This window comes from Stenotrophomonas sp. S4 (genome assembly GCF_054187805.2).
Genome location: NZ_CM196188.1, coordinates 502031 through 517702 on the forward strand (window position 1 = coordinate 502031; position 15672 = coordinate 517702).

Genomic DNA, 15672 nt, shown 5'->3' on the forward strand with positions numbered 1-15672 from the left:
CCACGCATGGCGTGGAACTACCGAGCGCAGCGACCCGCGTTTGCTTTTGCTTTCTTCTGTTGATTCCGTGGTGGGACGCAGCCGGAACCTGTCAGAGGCCGGGGCGGTCGGGTTCGCGGGGGTGTCCGCGGCATGGATGCCGCGGCCAAGCCCCCATGGATGGGTTTACGGCGTCCCCCGCGAACCCGACCGCCCCGGCCAACTCCGGGATAGCTGTACGCGACCCACCACGAGGGGCTCTGCCGTTGCCCGTCCTACTCGATCCCCTCACGCTCGATCGGCACGCTGCGCGGATTCTGCATGTGCTCCCGCGCCGCGCCGTATCGCTGCTGCCGCTTGTGGTGGAAAGCGACGAATTCATCACGTGGCAGCGGCCGCGAGAACAGCCAGCCCTGGCCGAATTCCACGTGCCGGCTGTGCAGGTAGGCCAGCTGCGCCTCGGTTTCCACGCCCTCGGCCACCACCCACAGGCCCAGCTCCTTGGCCATGTCGATGATGTGCGGCGTGACCGGGCTGGTCGCGCTTTCGGTACCGATCGCATCGATGAACGACTTGTCGATCTTCAGCGCATCCAGCGGCAGCTGTTCCAGGTATTGCAGGCTGGAGAAGCCGACGCCGAAATCGTCGATGGCCACGCTGTGGCCGGCGCGGCGGGCGGCGGCGAGCATGGTGCGTGCGCGGTCCAGGTCGAGGAAGCCGCGCTCGGTGGCCTCCATCCAGATCTGCTGCGGCAGGATGCCGCTGCCGGCCATGTGCCGGGCAATCATCTTCAGGGCGCGGCCGCTGCTGATGTCCTCGGCGGCGAGGTTGATCGCGATGTGCGCGCTGCGGTCGGCCACCAGCAGCTCGCGCATGTCGCGCACCACGTTCTCGATCACCAGGTCGGTGACGTCGGCGATCATGCCGGCCTCTTCGGCCAGCGGAATGAACAGGTCGGGCCGCACCTGGGTGCCATCCGGGCGTTGCCAGCGCACCAGTGCCTCGGCGCCGACGCAGATGCCGGTGTCCAGTTCGATGATCGGCTGGTAATGCAGGTACAGCTCGCGGCGGCGGATGGCGGTGGCCAGTTCACCGCGCAGCGACAGGCGGCGCCGCGACAGCCAGATCACCAGGCCGGCACCGGCGGCGGCCAGCAGCAGGCCCACCGGCACGTACAGCCACGCCTGCTGGCGGAAGGCCGCGGCCAGCGCGGTGCGCGGCGTGGTGGCGATGGCCAGCCATTCCTCGTTGCGCGCGGTGGCGAACAGGGTGCTGTGATCCAGGCCTTCGCCGGGGTCGCGCAGCAGTGCCTGCAGCAGGTCCGGATCCAGGCCTGGCTGTTGGGCCAGCAGGCGTCCATCGGGGCTGGCCAGCGCCAGCCGCACGTTCGGGTCGGCAATGACATCGACGAAGCGGCGCGGGTCCACCAGTGCGTCGTAGGACCCATACAGGACCGCGAGCACCTGGCGGCGCCCGCTGTTTTCCGGGCGCACATCCACCGCGATGCCGGCGCCATCGCTGGTGACGTGGTCCGGCGTGGGCTGATCCACGTCGGACAGGAACGGTCCCCACGAGGTGCAGCGCAGCTTGCCGCCTTCGAAGTAGCCCATCTGGTCGATCGATGGGGTGGTCATGACCAGGGTCTGCAGGCGCCGGATGTGCTCGGGACTGCAGGGTACGTAGCCACCGGCCCCGGCCGATTTCAGTGCCGCCAGCGCTTCCTGGTAGGACAGGTCGGAGCGGCGCAGGGTACGGTCGGCAATGTCGCGCAGGCGCTGCTGTTCGACGCTGATCGCGCGGTCCCAGGTGGCATAGGCCATGACCGCGATCGGCACCGCAGCGGCCAGCAGCGCCAGCGCGGTGCCGCCGATGATGACGCGCAGGCGGCTCATGGCCGGGGCTCCAGCGGGGCGGGCGGGGCAGGGCACATGGTCGGGCCGGTCCTTGGGCAGGTGCGGCTATCTGAGCATGGCGCTGGGCCGGGCGGAATGGGATCAATACGGTATTCGGTCACATTGTGGTGAAAGCGGCCGACTTTGACGTAATAGGTCCGTCCGGCGCTGGCGCTTGGCGCCGTGGAGGACTACCGTCGGATGCTTCGCCCGTCCCTTAGCCCGCGCCCATGACCGAGCCCGCAACGCCCCCCGAGCACCTGCGCCGCAGCCTGTCCAACCGCCACCTGCAACTGATCGCCATCGGCGGTGCCATCGGTACCGGCCTGTTCATGGGGTCAGGCAAGACCATCAGCCTGGCCGGCCCGTCCATCGTCTTCGTCTACCTGATCATCGGCGCGATGCTGTTCTTCGTGATGCGCGCGATGGGCGAGCTGCTGCTGTCCAACCTGCAGTACAAATCCTTCATCGATTTCTCCACTGACCTGCTCGGCCCGTGGGCCGGGTTCTTCTGTGGATGGACCTACTGGTTCTGCTGGATCGTCACCGCCATTGCCGACGTGATCGCGATCGCCGCCTATGCGCAGTTCTGGTTCCCCGGGCTTGAAGCCTGGAAACCGGCGCTGGCCTGCGTGATGCTGCTGCTGGCGTTGAACCTGGTGACGGTGAAGCTGTTCGGTGAAATGGAATTCTGGTTCGCGCTGATCAAGATCGTGGCGATCTGCGCGTTGATCATCACCGGCGCCGGGCTGGTGGCGTGGGGCTTCACCTCGCCCAGTGGTCACACCGCATCGCTGTCGAACCTGTGGAATGACGGTGGCATGTTCCCGATGGGACTGGTCGGCTTCTTCGCCGGTTTCCAGATTGCGGTGTTCGCCTTCGTCGGCATCGAGCTGGTGGGCACCACCGCCGCCGAAACCGCCGACCCCGAGCGCAACCTGCCCAAGGCGATCAACTCGATCCCGGTGCGCATCATCATCTTCTACGTGCTGGCGCTGATCGCGATCATGGCGGTGACCCCGTGGCGCCAGGTGGTGCCGGACAAGAGCCCGTTCGTGCAGCTGTTCGTGCTGGCCGGCATTCCCGCCGCCGCCAGCCTGATCAACTTCGTGGTGCTGACCTCGGCCACGTCTTCGGCCAACAGCGGCATCTTCTCCACCAGCCGCATGCTGTACGGCCTGGCCGAAGAGGGCCACGCCCCGCGCGGGCTGTCGAAGCTGTCACGCGCCGCGGTGCCGGCCCGCGGCCTGCTGTTCTCATGCCTGTGCCTGCTGGGCGGCACGCTGCTGATCTACCTGATTCCCAACCTGGTGACCGCCTTCACCCTGGTGACGACGCTGGCGACGGTGCTGTTCATCTTCGTCTGGTCGCTGATCCTGGTGGCCTACATGGCCTATCGCCGCCGCTACCCGGAGCGCCACGCTGCATCGATCTTCAAGATGCCCGGCGGCGTTGCGATGTGCTGGGCCTGCCTGGTGTTCTTCGCCGGCGTGCTGGTGCTGCTGAGCCTGCAGGGCGACACCCGCCAGGCGCTGATCGCCAGCCCGGCGTGGTTCGTGCTGCTGGGCGTGGGCTATTGGGTACGGCGGAGGGCTGCGAAGTAACCCGGCGTTTTTGTTCCATTGATTGATCCACTGTCTCCGGACGTTTCATCCACGCATGGCGTGGATCTACTGCCCGCTGCCGGGAACTGTCGAAGGCGGGGTGGGTCCGGTTGTGGGGGGCGTGAGCCGCATGGATGCGGCGACCGAGCTTACATGGACGTACTTGCAGCGTCCCCCACAACCGGACCCACCCCGCCTCCTCGCAGGAAAACGGCTGTTGCTGTTGAGGTTGCCGGCCAGCGGCCGGCACTACCGCAGGTGCAGGGCGCAGCCCTGCCGACCCCCATTCACCCAACATTAGCGGGCCCGGCCGGATCATCCGGCCGCCATGTCCCCTCGCCCCCTCCTGCTCGTGCTGTTGCTGCTGCCCAGCCTATGGCCCGGGCTGGCCACCGCGCGCACGGTCTACCGCTGCGTGCAGGGCAACACCGTCAGCCTGGCCACCGCGCCGGAACCCGGCTCGCGCTGTACCGCCAGGGAGATCGACGACAACGCCGTCCAGACCCCGAACCTGTGGGGCAACATGGGCGTGTTCAGTGGCGTGTTGTACGAACGCGAACAGGACGGGGCGATGGTCTACTCCACGCGCAACCTGCCTGGCTCGCGAGTGTTCCTGAAGTTCACCGTGGCCACGCCGCCGGGCGAGCCGGCGCACGAAGGCCTGGGCAAGGTCGGCAAGCCGCAGCTGGCGCAGCACGCCAGGCAGTTCAAGGCCGCGGCCAAGGCCACCGGCGTCGATGATGCCTGGCTGCGTGCGATCGCCCACGCCGAAAGCAATTTCGATGCGCTGGCGGTATCCAGCAAGGGCGCGCAGGGGGTGATGCAGCTGATGCCCGATACCGCGCTGGAATACGGGGTAAGCGATCCGTTCTCGCCGCAGCAGTCGATCGAGGGTGGCGCGCGCTACATGCGCGCGCTGTTGCGCCGCTACAACGGCGACCGTCCGTTGGCGGCGGCCGCCTACAACGCGGGCATCGGTGCGGTCACCCGCTACAAGGGCGTACCGCCCTATGCCGAAACCCTGGCCTACGTGGACAAGGTGATGGCGCTGTACGCGCGCTACCGTGAAGCGATGGGCATCCGTACCGAGGTGCCGGCGCGCTAGCAGGCACTCAGCGCGAGGTGGAAGTGCTGACCAGGTCGTAGCGCTCGATGCGGCCGACACGTGCCACCTCGGCCTGTACATCCGCGCGCTGCTTGAGTGCGCGCCAGGCGGCATCGATGCGTACGTCGCCCGGCAGTGACGGATAGGTGCGCATGTCCTGCAGGCTGGCCAGGGTTTCACCGCGTTCAACCGGCGAGCGCAGCTGTTCGATCAGCACGGCGGCGGCCCCGTCCAGGTTGCCTTCCTCCAGCAGCATTTCGCGATGGAACAGGCGGGCATCATCGCGCTGGGCCAGGATCACCGCGCGCGCCGCATCGCGTGCCTTGGCATCGCCACGCTCGCGGGCGGCGGCGAACTGCAGCAGCGCCTGCGCAGCCTTGCCGTAGCCAGCGAGCCCCGGCATGTCATTCACTGCCTGCGCAGCGTCCTGCATGCGGCCCAGCGAACTGAACACGAAACCGACATTCATCTGGTGCTCGACACCATCCGGGCCGAGCGCGCCGATGCGTGCGGCCTGCTTCGCGGTGGCCAGCGCCTCATCGGTGCGGCCCAGCCGGCGCAGCGCGGTGAGCCGGCTGTTGAGCAGCCAGGCCACCCATTCCGCTTCCGCGGCGGAAGGCGATTCGCCGTTGCTCGCCGCACCAGCCATGCCCTCGGTCAACGACAGCACTTCCTCGTTGCGGTCCAGCATCAGCAGGGTGGTGCTGAACTCGGCCATGCGCGCATCCAGTGCGCGGTCGAGCAGGCCGGAGACGCGCAGTTGATCGAGGTGGCGCTGTGCCGCCTGCACCGGATCGAAGCGCGCATCGCCGCGATCGACATAGCGGTCGAAGCGCTTGTCGCTGCGCAGGCGGATGATCTCGGCCGGGCTGTCGATGCGCGCCAGCGTGGCTGGGATGCCGTCACCACGCCCGTTGTCGGCCTGCAGCGTGGCCAGCGCCAGCCACAGCCCGGTGGGTTCCAGGCCGCCACTCTTCCAGCCGTTGTCGAACAGCGCCTGCAGCAGGTCCATGCGCTTCTGTGGCTGGTCACGCAGGCGGTACTGCAGGTAGTTGATGGCGTGGTGATCGACCGGCAGCGGTGCGTCGGCATGCTGCAGTGCCTTCACCAGGAAGGTGGTGGCTGCGGCCGGCTGGTTGTCCGACAGTTCCACCGACACCTGGGTGAGCAGGACCTGGGCATCCTCCGGCAGGGCCTCCTGCGCCCGCTGCAGGTAGCGGCGGGCCTGGTCCGGCTTCTTCTGCATCAGCGCGGTCCAGCCGGCCACCTGCGCGGCGCGGCCACGATGCTCGGCATCGAAGTCGTCCAGCAGCGGATCCTCCATCAGCCGCTCCATGCTGATCAGTGCGCCCAGCGTATTGCCGCTGCGTGCCTGCTGGATCGCTTCATCCCAGCGCGTGGCGTACGCCGCGTGTACTGCATCGGCGGTGGCGGAGGGCTTCTGCGGGGCCACCGTGATCGAGGCGGAGGCGGACGCGCTGGCCAATGCGGCCAGCAGCAGGGCGGCCAGGGGGATGATGCGGGGCATGGAGGATCTCCATCCGTGGGAACCGCATTGAACCTGCTGCAGCCAGTGAGAACAAGCAGGGCGCATGGAACTCTGCTGTTCCCCCGTACGATTGGCCGTGGCGGATCGCACCTTCACCGTCTATTGTCGGTGCCTCTTCAGGCAGGAGCAGCGCAGCACGATGGCACGGTGGCAATGGATGGTGGCAGGGGTGGCGTCTGCAACGGCGGTGGCATTGGCAGCGACCTGGTGGGAGACGCCGCTGCACACGCTGGCCGAGCCTGCGGGCCCGGCGCCCACGCCATTGGCCTGGACCGCACAGATCGAGCCGTTGGCCGGTGACGGCCATCCCGGTGACCGGGACGGTGGATCCGCGCAGGCGCGTTTCGCCGATCCCTACGCGCTGCTGCGCGGTGCCGATGGCAGCATCTACTTCACCGATGCCGGCGACAACAACCGCATCCGTCGCCGACTGCCCGATGGCCGCATCGAAACCGTGGCCGGGCAGGGCGAGGGACGCGTCGACGGCCCGGCACTGCAGGCCAGTTTCAATACGCCCTCGGGCATTGCCGCCGACGCGCAGGGCAACCTGTATGTGGCCGACACCGGCAACCACGCGATCCGCCGCATCGGCACCGATGGCCAGGTGACCACGCTGGCCGGTGGCGAACAGGGCCATGACGATGGCCCCGCCGCGCAGGCGCGTTTCGATGCGCCGATGGGCATCGCGGTGGACACGCAGGGCCAGATCTACGTGGCCGATACGTTCAATGATCGCATCCGGGTGATCGGCACCGATGGCAGCGTGCGCACCCTGGCCGGTGGCGATCGGCCCGGCTTTGCCGACGGCGTGGGTGCCGCCGCGCGATTTGATACGCCGGTGGCGCTGGCCTTCGATGCACACGGTGCGCTGCTGGTGGCCGACCTGTTCAACAACGCGGTTCGCCGGGTGGGGGCCGATGGCACGGTCAGCACCGTGGTCGCCGCCGGTGGCGTGATCAATGGGCCGCTGTCACTGGCCACCACGCACGACGGCGTGCTGTACGTGGGTGACCTCGATGGCCGCATCGTGCAGGTGACGCCGCAGGGCCACCAGATCGCGCTGGTCGGCAACGGCCGCCTGCCGCGCCTGGCCCGCCCCAGTGGCTTGGCGATGGATGCCGATGGCAGCGTGCTGGTGGCCGACGCCGCCAGCTACCGCCTGCACCGCCTGCGCCCGTTGCCGGTGGGCGACCTGCCGGCGCCGGCATTGGTCGGCCCGGCCGCCGATGCCGCGTTGCCGAAGACCGGGGGCCGTTGGCCGCTGGCACCGCAGGAGGGCTGGCACGAAGTGGTCGGTACGCTGGGCGAAGTGCGTGGCAACTTCAGCGGCGAGAGCCGCCACCACCTGCACGGCGGCTTCGATGTACGCGGTGATGTGGGACAGACCGTGCTGGCGATCGCCGACGGCAAGATCAGCAGCCCGGTGGCGGCCTGGAACCTGGGCGAGCAGGCCGAGGGCCTGGCCGTGGATCGTCTCAAGTACATCCACATGCGGGTCGGCCGCAGTCCGCGCGACCAGCCGTTCGATGCGCGCTGGCAGGCGTTGTATGACGAGCAGGGCAAGCTGGAACGGATGCGCGTGCGCCGTGGCATGCGCATCCACGTCGGTGACCGCCTGGGCAGCATCAACAACCAGGCGCACGTGCATCTGGCGGTGGGTACCGGCGGTTTCGAGACCAACGCGGTGGCGCTGGGCTTCCACAACTACGCCGACCACTTCGCGCCGCGCATCACCGATGTGGCCCTGCTGGACGACAACGACCAGCCGATGGCGGCGGGCAGCGACGGCGTAGTGATGGTGGCGCGCCAGGGCCGCGGCGTGCAGATCGTGATCGAGGCCTGGGACCAGGTCGACAACAACCTGCCGCGTCGCCGCCTGGGCATGTACCAGGTGGGCTACCAGATCCTCGATGCCGCTGGACAGCCGCTGCAGGGCTACGAGCAGCCGCGCTGGAACATCGTGTTCAACCGCATGCCGCCGCAGAAGGAAGCGGTGCGCGTGGCCTACGCACCGGACAGCGGCATCACCGTGCATGGCAGCGCGGTCACCCGTTTCCGCTACCTGGCCACCAACACCGTGCGTGACGGCCTGATGGAGACCGGGCGCTGGCAGCCGGCGGCGCTGCCGCCGGGCGAGTACATCGTGCGCGCCAGCGTGCGCGACTACAGCGGCAACGAAGGCGTCGGCCCGCGCGAGATCAGAGTACGGCTGCTGCCATAGCGGCAGCCGGGGCGCCGCAGCGTTCGCGTTCGGCGTCCATGTCTTCCAGCGGCCGCACCTCGATGCTGCCGAAGCGCGCCCAGGGGAAGTCGCGGGCGATGCGCATGGCTTCGTCGCGGTCGCGGGCGACGATCAGGTTGAAGCCGGCCAGCAGTTCGCGGGTTTCGGCGAACGGGCCATCGAGCACACGGCTGTGGCCATCGCGCACACGCAGGGTCTGCGCGGTGTCGACCGGCTGCAGCTTCTGCGCGGCCAGCAGCGTGCCTTCGGCCTGCAGCTTGTCGGCGTGGGCGAGGCAGTCGCGCATCAGCGCGTTGAATTCTTCGGTGGGCAGCGCCTGCAGCAGGGCAGGCTCGATATAGATCAGAAGCAGGTACTGCTGCATGGCACGGTCCTGGCGGGGGCGGGGTGCCCATGATGGCGCAGGTTTGTCTGCCGGCATGCTGCAGCGCGAAAAGCCGCCTGCGGCGGGCGAACGGCGAACGGCGGAGCCCCTCCGTGGTGGGGTGGGTTGGTCGCTGAAAGCTGGGTTTCTGCGGGTGGGCCGGGCGGGTGGGATTGGCGGGGACGCCGTGAATCCGTCCGTGGAGGCTTAGCCGCGCCATCCATGGCGCGGATACCCCGCCAATCCCACCCGCCCGACCCCTGACAGATTCCGGTCGCCGAACCACCACGGGAAATCAACAACAAGAGCGAAAGCGGGTCGCTTCGCTCGCAAAGCCGAGGCCGCCAGCCAACCGCCGTTGCTGTTGCTTTTGTTTTTTTTCTTGATCTTCCCGTGGTGGAACGGAGACAGGAACTTGTCCAAGGCCGGGTGGGTAGGCGGGGCGGGGGTGTCCGCGGCATGGATGCCGCGGCCAAGCCCCCAGGGACGGGTTTACGGCGTCCCCCGACCCGCCTACCCACCCGGCCAAACCCATGAACCCGAGCTTTTCAGCGACCAACCCACCCCCACCACGGAGGGGCTCCGCCGTTCGCCGATCGCCGCCGAAGGCGCGCTTTCCACGGAAGAAATAATTTTCAGAAGACGTGTCGATTCCCAGCCCCCTGGTTCGTTGTACCCAGTGAAGGGCACGTACCACGCGTCCCCACGGGAGACCACAATGAAAGTGATGGTGATCGTGAAGGCCAACGCCGACTCCGAAGCCGGCCGCATGCCCAGCGAACAGGAATTGTCCGAAATGGGCGCCTTCAACGAACAACTCGTGGCCGCCGGCATCATGCTGGCCGGTGAAGGGCTGCACGCCACCCAGCGCGGCCGCCGTATTCACTTCGGCGGCGCGGCACCCATGGTCGAGGCCGGTCCGTTCGGTCCTGCCAGTGAACAGATCGCCGGCTTCTGGCTGTGGGAGGTGCGGTCGCTGGACGAGGCCGTCGAGTGGGCCAGCCGTGCGCCGTTCGGCAGTGGCGGCACCCTCGAACTGCGTCCCTTGATCTCCGCTGAAGACTTCGGCGAAGCCTTCACCCCTGAATTACAGCAGCAGGAACAGCGTCTGCGTGCACAGCTGGAAGGTTGACCCGATTCATCTCCCTGCCGGGCACGACCCGGCGCTACTGCCCTGAACCACACCACGGAGTATTGCCATGAGACTGATTCCCTTCCTCGGCTTCAGCGGCCAGGCCCACGACGCGATGGCGTTCTACGCCAAGGCACTCGGTGGCCAGGTCACCTCGGAAATGAAGTACCGCGACATGCCGCCGTCCGATGGCATGCCCGGCTGCAACGAGATGCCGGCGCAGACCCTGGACCACGTTGCGCACAGCCAGCTGGAGATCGGCAACGCCATCGTGATGGCGGCCGATGGCCCCGGCGGCGAGGGTGGCTCGACCACCATCAATGTCGACGTCGACAGCATTGAAGAAGCCGAACGCGTATTCGCCGCGCTGGCCGAGGGTGGCCAGGTGCAGATGCCGATCGCCGAAACGTTCTGGGCACACCGCTGGGGCATGCTGATCGACCGCTACGGCAAGCCGTGGATGGTCAACTGCATGAAGCAGCCCTGATCCCGTCTCTTTGATCCACCCAGGAGCTTTACCGATGAGTGCACCGCAACCGCAGATGATCTTCGTCAACCTGCCCGTGCAGGATCTGAACGCGTCCAAGGCCTTCTTCGCCGCGTTGGGCTACAGCTTCAACCCGACCTTCACCAATGACGATGCGGCCTGCATGGTGATCAGCGAGAGCATCTTCGTGATGCTGCTGACCCAGCCGTTCTTCAAGCAGTTCACCACCAAGTCGATTGCAGACGCGCATCAGCAGACCGAGGTGATCACCTGCCTGTCGGCCGACAGCCGCAAGGCCGTGGACGTGATGGTGGACAAGGCACTGGCGGCCGGCGCCAGCGAACCGCAGCCCGCGCGCGACTACGGTTTCATGTACCAGCGTGGCTTCCAGGATCTGGATGGCCATCTCTGGGAAATCGCACACATGGACGGCGAGCCGGGCTGACGGCCGCCGCAGGGAGAACCCGCATGGCTTACGTGGATGCTTACGTGCTGCCGTGCCCGCAGGACAAGGTGGCGGCCTACCGCCGCCTTGCCCGCAAGGCCGGCGCGGTGTGGAAGGACCATGGCGCGCTGCAGTACATGGAATGCGTAGCCGACGATGTGGAACCGGGCAAGAGCACCTCGTTCCCGCGCGCCGTCAAGGCGAAACCGGGCGAGACGGTGATCGTCGCCTTCGTGGTGTTCCGCTCGCGCGCGGCACGCGACCGCATCAACGCAAAGGTGATGGCCGACCCGCGGCTGGCGTCGCTGGGCCCGAAGGACATGCCGTTCGATACCCGGCGCATGTTCTGGGGCGGCTTCAAGCCGATTGTTGAAGCGTGAGCTGCGGCGCTTGTGCGGGCCGGGCGTGCGTGCTGTGATCGGCGCATGCTCGAGCCCGCACTGACGCAGCGTCTGGAAACCCTCTGGCGGATGGAGTCGCCAGTGCTGATCGCGCGCCTGGCGCGGCTGCTCGGTGGCGATGTCGGCCGTGCCGAGGAACTGGCCCAGGACACCTGGCTGGCCGCGCTGGAGCGTTGGCCGGAGCAGGGCATCCCGGACAACCCCGGAGCCTGGCTGATGACCACCGCGCGCAACCGTGCCATCGATGTGCTGCGCCAGCACCAGCGGGTGGCGCAGCAGCACGCGCAATGGGGCGAGGAACTGCATCCGGCCGCGCTGCCGGCACCCGATGACAGCCAGGCGCTGGAGGATGACCTGGGCGATGACCTGCTGCGGTTGATGTTCGTGGCCTGCCATCCCGTGCTGCCGGCCGATGCGCGCGTGGCACTCACCCTGCGCCTGCTCGGTGGCCTGACCACCATCGAGATCGCGCGTGCGTTCCTGCAGCCGGAGCCGACCATCGCCCAGCGCATCGTGCGCGCCAAGCGCACCCTGGCGCAGAAGCAGGTGCCCTATGAAGTGCCACGCGCGGAGGCGATGCCGGAGCGCCTGGCCTCGGTGCTGGAGGTGATCTATCTGGTGTTCAACGAAGGCTATGCGGCCAGTGCCGGTGATGACTGGATGCGCCCGGCGCTGTGCGAGGAAGCACTGCGGCTGGCCCGCATCCTGGCGCATCGGTTGCCGGTGCCGCCGGTGCTGGGCCTGCTGGCATTGATGGAACTGCAGGCCTCGCGCGCAGCGGCGCGCGTGGATGCGCAGGGTGCACCGGTGCTGCTGGACCAGCAGAACCGTGCGCGTTGGGACTGGCTGCAGATCGACCGCGGGCAGCAGGTGCTGGCGCGCGCGTTGGCCATGGGTGGCGACCAGGACCCCTATGTGCTGCAAGCGCGCATCGCGGCCTGCCATGCGGCTGCGCGTCGCGCTGACGCCACCGATTGGCCGCGTATTGCTGCGCTCTATACACAGCTGCTGCAGGTGCAACCTTCGCCGGTGGTGGCATTGAACCGGGTGGTGGCGATCCTGCGCAGCGATGGTGCCTTCGCCGCATGGGCGCAACTGCAGCCACTGCTGGTCGATCCGCGCCTGCGCGACTACGCGCCGCTGCAGGTAGTGCGCGGCGAGCTGCTGCAGGCACTGGGACGGGAGCAGGACGCGCGCGATGCATTTGCCGAAGCCGCCCGGCTCAGCCAGAACCAGGCCGAGCGCGGACTGCTGCGGCAACGGGCGGGCCTGCCTCCCACGGAGTGAACCGACAAAGGCAGCACTTGTCGGCGGGCCCGTGAGCGGCTATGTTTCGCGCCCAGCGGACGCATGAGCGTCCGCGATCCGTGCGTATTGACCGAGGAGCGGTTGGATGTATTCAAGGACGAAGAGCGCATCGCGCGCTTTTGCGCGCCTGCTTGCCTGTGCCCTGTGCCTGGCCGTATGGCCGATGGCCGTGCAGGCCGCGGACAAATCACAGCAGGCCTATTGGGCCGGTTTTGCCTATACCGCTGACGCCGCCGCCGTGCAGGCGACCACGCCGCATGCGCATGCGGTGCTGGAACGGCGTGGCCTGGTCCCGCTGAACCAGACGCTGGCGCAGTCGCTCAAGCGCCGCGCACCGGCCCACCTGGAGCTGATCGACCAGCCGGTGGCGATGCTCGACGGCACCACCAGCGCCACCGTGCTGGCCGCTGCGCTGGACCGCGAGCTGGTCTCGGTCGAACCGATCGGCGACCAGTACAAGGTGCTGGTGGAAGTGGCGCTGCAGGCGCTGTTCTTCGACTTCCGCGAGCGCCAGGTGATCGCCTCCTATCCGCTCACCCTGCAGCGCATCGACGTGCAGGACTACCGTCCGGACAACGACGATATCGACGCGATCGTCGCCGATCTGCTGTACGGCGGCGCCGATACCAGCCTGTCGCAGGTACTGGCGGCCAGCCTGGCGCAGGCCCGGCTGCCCGACGCCGCTGTGCGTCGCCTGCAGGTGGGTGCGGTGACCCTGTCCGACGCGGTGCGCGCCAAGCTGCCCGACCCGAAGTGGGATGCGCCGCTGCGCGCCACCCTGGCCCATGAGCTGTCCAAGACGCTGTCGTCCAACACCGGCGTCGGCCTGCTGCCGCCGGCCTCGGGCCAGGCGATCGGTGGTGCGATGGCCGCCCGCTTTGCCGACGGCAAGGTCTACCAGCTGAAGATTCCCGAACCCGACTACGTCATCAACCTGCAGGTCGATGCACTGAAGAACGGCGTGATCGAAGAAACCCCGGCAATGAAGACGATGCTGTTCGGCGCCTTCTTCACCGCCAAGGTGACCGAGCCGTTCTCGGGCAAGGTCTATTTCGAACAGCCGCTGCGCAAGGGGGCCACCAAGGTGGTGCCGGTCACGCAGTGGCAGGTCGACCAGTGGTCGGCCAGCTACGAAACCCTGCTGGCCGGCTTCGACGCCTTCGCCGGCGCCGCCGCCAAGCGTGCCGACTCGCGCGCCTGGCTGGACGAACAGAAGCCGGGCGGCCGCCCGTTGCAGCAGCAGACCCAAGCCCTCCAGGAGTTGATCAAGTCATGTCGTTGATGCGTACCATCCTGCTCATCCTCATCGCGCTGGTGGTGGCCTCGCCGGTCGCTGCGCAGACCGCGAGTTCGCGCGGTACCGGCTCGGCCAGCTACGGCCTGCGCCTGAGTGCCGACACCCGCGCCCAGGCCCTGAACAAGGCCAAGGTCAATGCCCTGGAGGCGTACATCGCCGAAACCGGTGCGGCCAAGCTGCGCCTGTTCGAAGCACGCCGCGCCGAGTTCATCGGCGAGATCGACCGCTACGTGCTCAGCGCGGTGCAGCTGTCGGACACCGAAGACAAGAAGGCCAAGACCTACAGCGTCACCGTCCGCGCCGAGATCAACACCACCCTGCTGCAGACCAAGCTGGACGCCGGTTCGGCCGTGGCCGGTGCCACCGCCGCGCAGCGCTCGCTGCTGACCTTCCTGTTCATGGCGCGCTCGCAGGACACCGTGCAGTCGTTCCAGGACAAGGAATACCGCCGCGTCGACGCCAGCAGCAGCTACAGCGAGAACACCCGTGAGGGCGACAGCTTCCGCGGCAACTCGGTCAGCACCAACGGCAGCATCAACCAGAACGGTTCGGTGTCGGTCACCAGCGGCGGCAGCACCACCGCCCGCGCCGACAACATCACCTGGAAGGTGGCCAACGCCGCCGAGGTCAACACCGCGATGACCGGTGCCTTCAGCGCCGCCGGTTACGAAGTGGTTGAAGCCGAATACGTGGAAGGCGAGTCGCGCGGCCTGCTCAGCATCGAGCGCATCCGCAAGGACTTCAGCACCGGCAACGACCTGGCCCCGGCCACCCTGCGCGACACCGCCAACGGCATCCGCGCGGCCAACATCCCGTACATCGCCGTCGGCACCCTCGACGTCGGCATGCGCGATCGCGATCCGGCCAGCGGCAACACCCGCGTGTTCGTCACTGTCACCGGCAAGGTGCTGGACGTGACCGGTCGTTTCCCGCGCACCGTGTCGTCGGTCGGCCCGGTGCAGTTCTCCGGCACCGGCCCGAATGAAACCGTGGCCCGTACCAATGCCCTGCAGCTGGCTGCCGAAAAGGCCGCCCAGCAGATGATCAACGAACTGAACGTCAAGGCGGTCCGCTGATCCGCCACCCCGGTGGGTGCCGAGCTTGCTCGGCATCGCCCGGGGTTACCGATTCCCCACGTGCCGCACCGCGGCCGTCTCTCCCAAAGGACTCTCACATGATCCGCAATACCGCTCTTGTCCTGGCCATCGCGGCCGCCACCCTGTCGATGCCGGCCCATGCAGGCCTGGGCAAGCTGAAGGACCTGACGGGCGCCTCCACCGGCACCTCCAGCAGCACCTCCAGCGCCGCCGCCCCGAACGAAGCTGCGCAGGAAGCACTGGTGCGTCGTTTCGTCAGCTCGCAGTCGCACTCGCTGCAGGCCCAGACTTCGTTCGCCCGTGCCTTCGGCCTGGCCGAGCAGGTGCAGCTGCTGGAAGCCGAGCGCCAGGCGCTGTCGTCGGGTTCGGTCAGCGTCGATGCGATGAAGAAGTCGGTGTCGGTCAGCGAAGCCGCCCAGGCCGCGATCGACGAGCGCCAGGCCGCGCAGCCGGAGCTGAACGCTGAATCCAAGCAGCACTACGCCGAAGGCCTGGTCTCGCTGCTGTCCTCGGCGGCCGAAGCGCAGAAGCTGGGTGGCGAAGCCAGCAACTTCACCGCCGGCATGAAGAACCTGGGCGCCACCCAGATGGCGACCGTCGGCCGCAAGCTGGCCGCTGGTGCATGGGTGGCCAAGGAATCGCCGGGCTTCATCCAGGGCCTGTACGGTTCGACCAAGTCGGCCGTGACCTTCGCCAAGAAGAGCAAGGTCAAGGTGCCGTCCAACGCCGACTCGATGCTGGGCCAGCTGGACAAGATGAACTGATCCGAG

The 15672-nt window shown here is 67.9% G+C and carries 15 protein-coding genes; 11 read left to right on the forward strand and 4 right to left on the reverse strand.

Annotation, left to right across the window (positions count from 1 at the left end; translation table 11 throughout):
• Nucleotides 1-254: 254 nt before the first annotated feature.
• Nucleotides 255-1871: an EAL domain-containing protein gene (locus ACUZUJ_RS02245; protein WP_458220983.1), complete on the reverse strand. Its 1617-nt coding sequence runs from the start codon at nucleotides 1869-1871 to the stop codon at nucleotides 255-257.
• A 230-nt stretch (nucleotides 1872-2101) separates the two neighbouring features.
• Between ACUZUJ_RS02245 and cycA the strand changes: the two genes are divergently transcribed.
• Together cycA and ACUZUJ_RS02255 are read left to right on the forward strand one after the other, a co-directional pair.
• A complete protein-coding gene (gene cycA / locus ACUZUJ_RS02250; RefSeq protein WP_049444868.1) occupies nucleotides 2102-3475 on the forward strand; it encodes a D-serine/D-alanine/glycine transporter in 1374 nt (457 codons plus the stop codon).
• Nucleotides 3476-3803: 328 nt separating this feature from the next.
• Nucleotides 3804-4580 carry a lytic transglycosylase domain-containing protein gene (locus ACUZUJ_RS02255; protein WP_049442820.1) on the forward strand — a complete coding sequence of 259 codons (777 nt, stop codon included), beginning with the start codon at nucleotides 3804-3806 and terminating at the stop codon, nucleotides 4578-4580.
• A gap of 7 nt (nucleotides 4581-4587) precedes the next feature.
• On the opposite strand, the gene ACUZUJ_RS02260 is transcribed toward ACUZUJ_RS02255, so the two are convergent.
• Complete coding sequence (locus tag ACUZUJ_RS02260; RefSeq protein ID WP_049442821.1) at nucleotides 4588-6108, reverse strand: tetratricopeptide repeat protein; 1521 nt, start codon at nucleotides 6106-6108, stop codon at nucleotides 4588-4590.
• Nucleotides 6109-6268: 160 nt separating this feature from the next.
• Here ACUZUJ_RS02260 and ACUZUJ_RS02265 point away from each other — a divergent pair, with 160 nt between their 5' ends.
• Nucleotides 6269-8350, forward strand: a complete 2082-nt coding sequence (locus ACUZUJ_RS02265) for an NHL repeat-containing protein (RefSeq protein WP_049442823.1) — start codon at nucleotides 6269-6271, stop codon at nucleotides 8348-8350.
• On the opposite strand, the gene ACUZUJ_RS02270 is transcribed toward ACUZUJ_RS02265, so the two are convergent.
• The gene (locus tag ACUZUJ_RS02270; protein WP_005412102.1) at nucleotides 8328-8735 is read right to left on the reverse strand and encodes a YciI family protein; all 408 of its coding nucleotides are present in this window, start codon (nucleotides 8733-8735) and stop codon (nucleotides 8328-8330) included. The two genes, ACUZUJ_RS02265 and ACUZUJ_RS02270, sit on opposite strands and share 23 nt — an antisense overlap.
• 207 nt (nucleotides 8736-8942) lie before the next feature.
• Nucleotides 8943-9158, reverse strand: a complete 216-nt coding sequence (locus ACUZUJ_RS02275) for a hypothetical protein (RefSeq protein WP_458220975.1) — start codon at nucleotides 9156-9158, stop codon at nucleotides 8943-8945.
• Nucleotides 9159-9453: 295 nt separating this feature from the next.
• Here ACUZUJ_RS02275 and ACUZUJ_RS02280 point away from each other — a divergent pair, with 295 nt between their 5' ends.
• The 8 genes from ACUZUJ_RS02280 to ACUZUJ_RS02315 all read left to right on the forward strand — a co-directional run bounded on the left by ACUZUJ_RS02280 (nucleotide 9454) and on the right by ACUZUJ_RS02315 (nucleotide 15666).
• Nucleotides 9454-9867 carry a YciI family protein gene (locus tag ACUZUJ_RS02280; protein ID WP_458220974.1) on the forward strand — a complete coding sequence of 138 codons (414 nt, stop codon included), beginning with the start codon at nucleotides 9454-9456 and terminating at the stop codon, nucleotides 9865-9867.
• A gap of 67 nt (nucleotides 9868-9934) precedes the next feature.
• Nucleotides 9935-10354: a VOC family protein gene (locus ACUZUJ_RS02285; RefSeq protein ID WP_458220973.1), complete on the forward strand. Its 420-nt coding sequence runs from the start codon at nucleotides 9935-9937 to the stop codon at nucleotides 10352-10354.
• A gap of 34 nt (nucleotides 10355-10388) precedes the next feature.
• Complete coding sequence (locus tag ACUZUJ_RS02290; RefSeq protein ID WP_101764849.1) at nucleotides 10389-10799, forward strand: VOC family protein; 411 nt, start codon at nucleotides 10389-10391, stop codon at nucleotides 10797-10799.
• Between the two features lie 23 nt (nucleotides 10800-10822).
• On the forward strand, nucleotides 10823-11179 hold the full coding sequence (locus ACUZUJ_RS02295; RefSeq protein ID WP_014645774.1) for a DUF1428 domain-containing protein: 357 nt from the start codon (nucleotides 10823-10825) through the stop codon (nucleotides 11177-11179).
• 45 nt (nucleotides 11180-11224) lie between these two features.
• Nucleotides 11225-12487: an RNA polymerase sigma factor gene (locus tag ACUZUJ_RS02300; protein ID WP_458220972.1), complete on the forward strand. Its 1263-nt coding sequence runs from the start codon at nucleotides 11225-11227 to the stop codon at nucleotides 12485-12487.
• A 106-nt stretch (nucleotides 12488-12593) separates the two neighbouring features.
• Complete coding sequence (locus ACUZUJ_RS02305) at nucleotides 12594-13790, forward strand: hypothetical protein (protein WP_458220971.1); 1197 nt, start codon at nucleotides 12594-12596, stop codon at nucleotides 13788-13790.
• Nucleotides 13781-14881: a hypothetical protein gene (locus ACUZUJ_RS02310; protein WP_014035818.1), complete on the forward strand. Its 1101-nt coding sequence runs from the start codon at nucleotides 13781-13783 to the stop codon at nucleotides 14879-14881. Before ACUZUJ_RS02305 ends, ACUZUJ_RS02310 begins: the two co-directional genes overlap by 10 nt.
• Nucleotides 14882-14979: 98 nt before the next feature.
• A complete protein-coding gene (locus tag ACUZUJ_RS02315; protein ID WP_458220970.1) occupies nucleotides 14980-15666 on the forward strand; it encodes a hypothetical protein in 687 nt (228 codons plus the stop codon).
• The last annotated feature ends 6 nt before the right edge of the window (nucleotides 15667-15672 follow it).

What these genes read in the sequence shown, in the direction of transcription:
- ACUZUJ_RS02285 (WP_458220973.1), top strand. Translation starts at nt 9,935, where the DNA reads ATGAGACTGATTCCCTTCCTCGGCTTCAGCGGCCAGGCCCACGACGCG.
- ACUZUJ_RS02245 (WP_458220983.1), bottom strand. Translation starts at nt 1,871, where the DNA reads ATGAGCCGCCTGCGCGTCATCATCGGCGGCACCGCGCTGGCGCTGCTG.
- ACUZUJ_RS02265 (WP_049442823.1), top strand. Translation starts at nt 6,269, where the DNA reads ATGGCACGGTGGCAATGGATGGTGGCAGGGGTGGCGTCTGCAACGGCG.
- cycA (WP_049444868.1), top strand. Translation starts at nt 2,102, where the DNA reads ATGACCGAGCCCGCAACGCCCCCCGAGCACCTGCGCCGCAGCCTGTCC.
- ACUZUJ_RS02280 (WP_458220974.1), top strand. Translation starts at nt 9,454, where the DNA reads ATGAAAGTGATGGTGATCGTGAAGGCCAACGCCGACTCCGAAGCCGGC.
- ACUZUJ_RS02315 (WP_458220970.1), top strand. Translation starts at nt 14,980, where the DNA reads ATGATCCGCAATACCGCTCTTGTCCTGGCCATCGCGGCCGCCACCCTG.
- ACUZUJ_RS02290 (WP_101764849.1), top strand. Translation starts at nt 10,389, where the DNA reads ATGAGTGCACCGCAACCGCAGATGATCTTCGTCAACCTGCCCGTGCAG.
- ACUZUJ_RS02270 (WP_005412102.1), bottom strand. Translation starts at nt 8,735, where the DNA reads ATGCAGCAGTACCTGCTTCTGATCTATATCGAGCCTGCCCTGCTGCAG.
- ACUZUJ_RS02295 (WP_014645774.1), top strand. Translation starts at nt 10,823, where the DNA reads ATGGCTTACGTGGATGCTTACGTGCTGCCGTGCCCGCAGGACAAGGTG.
- ACUZUJ_RS02310 (WP_014035818.1), top strand. Translation starts at nt 13,781, where the DNA reads ATGTCGTTGATGCGTACCATCCTGCTCATCCTCATCGCGCTGGTGGTG.
- ACUZUJ_RS02300 (WP_458220972.1), top strand. Translation starts at nt 11,225, where the DNA reads ATGCTCGAGCCCGCACTGACGCAGCGTCTGGAAACCCTCTGGCGGATG.
- ACUZUJ_RS02305 (WP_458220971.1), top strand. Translation starts at nt 12,594, where the DNA reads ATGTATTCAAGGACGAAGAGCGCATCGCGCGCTTTTGCGCGCCTGCTT.
- ACUZUJ_RS02260 (WP_049442821.1), bottom strand. Translation starts at nt 6,108, where the DNA reads ATGCCCCGCATCATCCCCCTGGCCGCCCTGCTGCTGGCCGCATTGGCC.
- ACUZUJ_RS02255 (WP_049442820.1), top strand. Translation starts at nt 3,804, where the DNA reads ATGTCCCCTCGCCCCCTCCTGCTCGTGCTGTTGCTGCTGCCCAGCCTA.